We start from the raw sequence: 5,930 nt of genomic DNA on the forward strand, positions 1-5,930 counted from the left end.
GGCGAGGGAGCTTGCTCCCGCTGGGCGGCGAAGCCGCCCCAAAGCTGTCAGTCTCAGGCATGCAGGCAAACCACATCAGCCCATTGCGACTGCTGCGCAGCCGAGCGGGAGCAAGCTCCCTCGCCACAAGAGCGTTCGCCGCCCTTAATCGGGTCGCCACGCGGGAGCGTGGGGCGTAGGATAGCGGCCTGTTTTTCAAGTCTTGTTATCGGAGTTGCCCATGAGCGCCGTCAATCGCGCAGCGGTGGAAGCCGTTCTTCGCCAGTACACCGACCCTTACCTGAACCAGGACCCGGTCAGCGCCGGATGCGTGCGCGCCATCGACATCCAGGGGGATCGCGTCAGCGTTCAACTGGAAATCGGCTACGCCGCCGATCTGTTCAAGAACGGTTGGGCGCAGATGCTGCAGATGGCGATCGAGGCCTTGGACGGTGTGGTCGCCGCCAAAGTCGACGTCACCAGCGTGATCGCTGCCCACAAGGCCCAGGCGCAAGTGCCGGGGCTGGCGAACGTCAAGAACGTGATCGCCGTGGCCTCGGGCAAGGGCGGCGTGGGTAAATCCACCACCGCCGCCAACCTGGCCCTGGCCTTGGCCCGTGAAGGCGCGAAGGTCGGGATTCTCGACGCGGATATCTATGGTCCGAGCCAGGGCATCATGTTCGGTGTTGCCGAGGGCACCCGGCCACAAGTCAAGGATCAGAAGTGGTTCGTGCCGATCCAGTCCCATGGCGTGGAAGTCATGTCCATGGCTTTCCTGACCGATGACAACACGCCGATGGTCTGGCGCGGGCCGATGGTTTCCGGCGCGTTGCTGCAACTGGTGACGCAGACCGCCTGGGGCGATCTGGATTACCTGGTGATCGACATGCCGCCAGGCACCGGGGATATCCAGCTGACCCTGGCGCAGAAAGTCCCGGTGGCTGGCGCGGTGATCGTCACCACGCCGCAGGATCTGGCCCTGCTGGACGCCCGCAAGGGCGTGGAGATGTTCCGCAAAGTGAACATCCCGGTGCTGGGTGTGGTGGAAAACATGGCCGTGCACATCTGCTCGAACTGCGGGCATGCCGAGCATCTGTTTGGCGAGGGCGGCGGGGAGAAACTGGCGAGCCAGTACGGCGTCGAACTGCTGGCCTCGCTGCCGCTGTCGATGTTGATTCGCGAGCAGGCCGATGGTGGCAAACCCACGGTCATTGCCGAGCCGGACAGCCAGGTCGCCATGGTCTATCAGGAACTGGCCCGCCACGTGGGCGCGCGGATCGTGTTGCAGGAAGCCGCCACGCCGGCGATGCCAAACATCACCGTCAGCGACGATTGATAGCGACGATTGATCGGCTGAACTGCAATTCAATGTGGGAGCGAGCCTGCTCGCGATAGCAGTGTATCAGTCACATCAAGGTTGACTGATCCGACGCTATCGCGAGCAGGCTCGCTCCCACAATTGGTTGTGTGCAGATGCTTAGATCCGCAACCCGCCATCCATCTCCAGGATCCGGCCGGTGTAATAGTCGTTCTCGAAGATGTACGCCGCCGAATGGGCGATCTCTTCGGGTTTGCCCATACGCTTGAGCGGGATCCCAGAGGTCATTTTTTCCAGGGCTTCGGGTTTCATGCCCAGGGTCATTTCGGTTTCGATGAAGCCCGGCGCGATGCCGGCAACGCGGATGCCGTAGCGTGCCAGCTCCTTGGCCCAGGTCACGGTGGCGGCCGCGACACCGGCCTTGGCCGCCGAATAGTTGGTCTGGCCGACGTTCCCAGCGCGCGAGATCGACGAAATATTGATGATCGCGCCGCTGTTCTTCAGCTCGACCATTTTCGCTGCCACTTCGCGGGTGCACAGGAAGACACCCGTGAGGTTGACGTCGATCACTGCCTGCCACTGGGCCAGGCTCATTTTGCTCATTTCGCCGTCCTTGACCTTGAGCAGCAGGCCGTCGCGCAGGATCCCGGCGTTGTTGATCAAGCCATGAATCGCGCCGAAGTCCTCGGCGACCCGGGCGACCATGTCGCTCACTTGCTCCTCATTGGCGACGTTGCACAGATAAGCCCGGGCCTCTACGCCCTTGGCCGCGCAGGCGGCAACCGCCTGGTCGAGTTTTTCCTGATTGAGGTCGACCAGGGCGAGCTTCGCGCCTTTGCCAGCGAGATACTCGGCCATGGAGCGGCCCAGACCCTGGCAACCGCCGGTGATAATGATTACTTTGTCGGTGAGTTGCATTCGCATGTCCAGATTGCAGAACGGTTGGAGGATGTCCTTTTACTGGCCTCTCGATCTGCGACGGCGTAGCCCGGTTGCACACGAGAACTGCCCAAAGGCGCGCTGGTACATTGCTCCAGTCGCCTGACCGTTTCCAGACGGATTTGATCAAAGGAGTCATAAATTGAGCGTTGAAGCTGCCAAGCATGCACGAGAATTGCTGCTCAAGGAATACCGTGGAATGCTCTCCACCCATTCCAAATCCATGCCCGGTTTCCCGTTCGGCTCCGTGGTGCCCTATTGCCTGGACGACCAAGGCCGTCCACTGATCCTGATCAGCCGCATCGCCCAACACACCCACAACCTGCAAAAGGACCCCAAGTGTTCAATGCTCGTCGGTGAGCGAGGGGCCGAGGATGTGCAGGCCGTAGGGCGCCTGACTTATCTGGCCGAGGCGCGCAAGCTGCAAGACAACGTCGCCATCGACGCCGCCGCTGAACGTTACTACCGTTATTTCCCTGAATCGCAGAACTACCACAAGGCCCATGACTTCGATTTCTGGGTGCTCCACCCGGTGCGTCATCGTTACATCGGTGGCTTTGGGGCCATTCACTGGATCGACCAGATCACCCTGGCCAACCCCTTCGTCGGCAAGGCCGAAGCCAGCATGATCGACCACATGAATGCCGACCATGCCAAGGCTATCGCGCATTACGTCGAACTGGCCGGTCTGCCCGCAACCGAACCTGCGCAACTGGCCGGTATCGACAGCGAAGGCATGCACTTGCGGATCGGTCAGGCCCTGTACTGGTTGGCGTTTCCAGCGCCTTGCAATACGCCGACACAAGTGCGCGAAGCCTTGGTTTATCTGGCTCACGCCGAGCAATGGCCAAAAAATGCTGAGGCTGACGCTTGAATTCACGAAAGGGCGACGTCATTTAGGGTTTGATAGCAAGGCATTCTTGCGTTGAGGAACCTTTTGATGCGCCCTTTTTTGTTGCTCTTTCTGCTGTTCCCGGTGTTGGAGCTGTTCGTATTCGTCAAGGTCAGCGGTGCGATCGGGTTTTTCCCGGCGTTGCTGCTGGTCATTCTCGGCTCGATGCTCGGCGTGTTCGTGCTGCGCATCGCCGGCCTCGCCACGGCCTTGCGTGCCCGTGAAAGCCTGAACCGTGGCGAGCTGCCTGCCCAGACTATGCTCGAAGGCCTGATGCTGGCCTTGGGTGGCGGTCTGTTGATCCTGCCTGGCTTCATCAGCGATGTGCTGGGCCTGGTCATGCTGCTGCCGTTCACCCGTCGGTTGCTGGCCAATAAAATGCGCCAGCGTGCCGAAGAACAGGCGATTCGCCAGCGAGCCTTCGCCGACGACCTTCAGCCCCGTGGCGGGCCGACTCCACGAGAACCTGTGGGGCGCGAACCGGATGTGATCGAAGGCGAGTTCGAGCACCGCGATCCCAAGTAAAACCAGCGACACGGCACCTTCGGGTGCCGTGTTCGTTTTCGGCTTCGTGAAGTAAAAAATTTTCTACCCGACCCTTGAAATCGGCTTGTACGCCCTTATGTATGGGTCACCGCAAGGTTTCCGGTGGCGACACTGGACAGACTTCCGCGGTTCGCTTGACGAACCGCATCCGGCTCCGCCGGCTTTTGTTAAACCCGCCGGGACTACACCGGCCGATGAAAACCAAAATTAGGAGAGATCGACAATGAAGCTTCGTCCTCTGCATGACCGCGTCGTCATCCGTCGCAGCGAAGAAGAGAAGAAAACCGCTGGCGGTATCGTCCTGCCAGGTTCGGCTGCTGAAAAAGCCAACCACGGTGAAGTTCTCGCTGTAGGCCCAGGCAAGGCTCTGGAAAACGGTGAAGTACGTGCGCTGGCCGTGAAAGTGGGTGACAAGGTTGTGTTCGGCCCTTACTCCGGCAGCAACACAGTGAAAGTCGACGGCGAAGACCTGCTGGTGATGAGCGAGAACGAAATCCTCGCTGTCCTGGAAGGCTGATTCCCCCGCTCATTTTCCCGTTACTACAAAGTATTTAAGGAATATCGATCATGGCTGCTAAAGAAGTTAAATTCGGCGATTCCGCCCGCAAGAAAATGCTCGCCGGTGTCAACGTCCTGGCTGACGCAGTAAAAGCGACCCTGGGCCCTAAAGGCCGTAACGTGATCATCGAGAAGAGCTTCGGCGCTCCGACCATCACCAAGGACGGCGTTTCCGTCGCCAAAGAAATCGAGCTGAAAGATCGCTTCGAAAACATGGGCGCGCAGCTGGTCAAAGACGTTGCCTCCCGTGCCAACGACGACGCCGGTGACGGCACCACCACCGCCACCGTACTGGCTCAATCGATCGTCAACGAAGGCCTCAAGGCTGTCGCTGCCGGCATGAACCCGATGGACCTCAAGCGCGGCATCGACAAGGCGACCATCGCCATTGTCAAAGAGCTTAAAGCCCTGTCCAAGCCATGCGCTGACACCAAGGCCATCGCTCAGGTCGGCACCATCTCGGCCAACTCCGACAACTCCATCGGCGACATCATTGCCGAAGCCATGGAAAAAGTCGGTAAAGAAGGCGTGATCACCGTTGAAGAAGGCTCGGGCCTGGAAAACGAACTGTCGGTTGTAGAAGGCATGCAGTTCGACCGTGGCTACCTGTCGCCGTACTTCGTCAACAAGCCGGACACCATGGTTGCCGAGCTGGACAGCCCGCTGATTCTGCTGGTCGACAAGAAAATCTCCAACATCCGCGAAATGCTGCCAGTGCTGGAAGCCGTTGCCAAAGCCGGTCGCCCACTGCTGATCGTGGCTGAAGACGTTGAAGGCGAAGCCCTGGCGACTCTGGTTGTGAACAACATGCGCGGTATCGTTAAAGTCGCTGCCGTCAAGGCACCGGGCTTCGGTGATCGCCGCAAGGCCATGCTGCAGGACATCGCCGTACTGACCGGCGGTACCGTTATCTCCGAAGAGATCGGCCTGAGCCTGGAAAGCACCACCCTGGAGCACCTGGGTAACGCCAAGCGCGTGATCCTGTCCAAGGAAAACACCACCGTGATCGACGGTGCCGGCGTCGAGGCTGATATCCAGGCTCGCGTGACTCAGATCCGCGCACAAGTGGCCGACACTTCCTCCGACTACGACCGTGAAAAACTGCAAGAGCGTCTGGCCAAGCTGTCTGGCGGCGTTGCAGTGATCAAGGTTGGCGCTGGTTCCGAAGTTGAAATGAAAGAGAAGAAAGCCCGCGTTGAAGACGCCCTGCACGCAACCCGCGCAGCCGTCGAAGAAGGCGTGGTACCTGGCGGCGGCGTGGCACTGGTTCGTGCCCTGCAGGCCATCAGCGAGCTCAAAGGCGACAACGATGACCAGAACGTGGGCATCCAGTTGCTGCGTCGCGCTGTTGAAGCACCGCTGCGCCAGATCGTTGCCAACTCCGGCGACGAGCCAAGCGTTGTGGTCGACAAGGTCAAGCAGGGTTCGGGTAACTACGGTTACAACGCTGCTACCGGCGAATACGGCGACATGATCGAAATGGGCATCCTGGACCCGGCCAAAGTGACTCGTTCGGCTCTGCAAGCGGCTTCGTCGATTGCCAGCCTGATGATCACCACCGAGGCGATGATCGCTGAAATCAAGGAAGACGCTCCAGCTGGCGGCGGCATGCCAGACATGGGTGGCATGGGTGGCATGGGCGGCATGATGTAAGCCAGCCTTACCCCTGTACTGAAAAACCCCGCCTGCGAAAGCAGG

6 protein-coding genes are annotated in these 5,930 nt (G+C 59.9%); 5 read left to right on the forward strand and 1 reads right to left on the reverse strand.

Features of this window, described 5'->3' with window-relative positions; all coding sequences use genetic code 11:
- Positions 1-220 precede the first annotated feature (220 nt).
- Positions 221-1,315: an iron-sulfur cluster carrier protein ApbC gene (gene apbC / locus HU811_RS23890; protein WP_186658428.1), complete on the forward strand. Its 1,095-nt coding sequence runs from the start codon at positions 221-223 to the stop codon at positions 1,313-1,315.
- Between the two features lie 141 nt (positions 1,316-1,456).
- Here apbC and HU811_RS23895 read toward each other — a convergent pair whose 3' ends face one another.
- Positions 1,457-2,215, reverse strand: a complete 759-nt coding sequence (locus tag HU811_RS23895; RefSeq protein WP_092457624.1) for an SDR family oxidoreductase — start codon at positions 2,213-2,215, stop codon at positions 1,457-1,459.
- 163 nt (positions 2,216-2,378) lie between these two features.
- Between HU811_RS23895 and HU811_RS23900 the strand changes: the two genes are divergently transcribed.
- From HU811_RS23900 to groL, 4 genes are all read left to right on the forward strand, one after another.
- On the forward strand, positions 2,379-3,110 hold the full coding sequence (locus HU811_RS23900; RefSeq protein ID WP_092457432.1) for a HugZ family pyridoxamine 5'-phosphate oxidase: 732 nt from the start codon (positions 2,379-2,381) through the stop codon (positions 3,108-3,110).
- A 66-nt stretch (positions 3,111-3,176) separates the two neighbouring features.
- Positions 3,177-3,653 (forward strand): FxsA family protein, encoded by a 477-nt coding sequence (locus HU811_RS23905; protein ID WP_092393136.1) that lies wholly within the window; start codon positions 3,177-3,179, stop codon positions 3,651-3,653.
- Between the two features lie 244 nt (positions 3,654-3,897).
- Positions 3,898-4,191 carry a co-chaperone GroES gene (locus tag HU811_RS23910; protein ID WP_003204913.1) on the forward strand — a complete coding sequence of 98 codons (294 nt, stop codon included), beginning with the start codon at positions 3,898-3,900 and terminating at the stop codon, positions 4,189-4,191.
- A gap of 50 nt (positions 4,192-4,241) precedes the next feature.
- Entirely contained in the window at positions 4,242-5,885 is a 1,644-nt protein-coding gene (gene groL / locus HU811_RS23915) for a chaperonin GroEL (protein ID WP_092393133.1), read from the forward strand.
- Positions 5,886-5,930 lie beyond the last annotated feature (45 nt).

This window comes from Pseudomonas tehranensis (genome assembly GCF_014268615.1).
Lineage (GTDB): Bacteria > Pseudomonadota > Gammaproteobacteria > Pseudomonadales > Pseudomonadaceae > Aquipseudomonas > Aquipseudomonas tehranensis.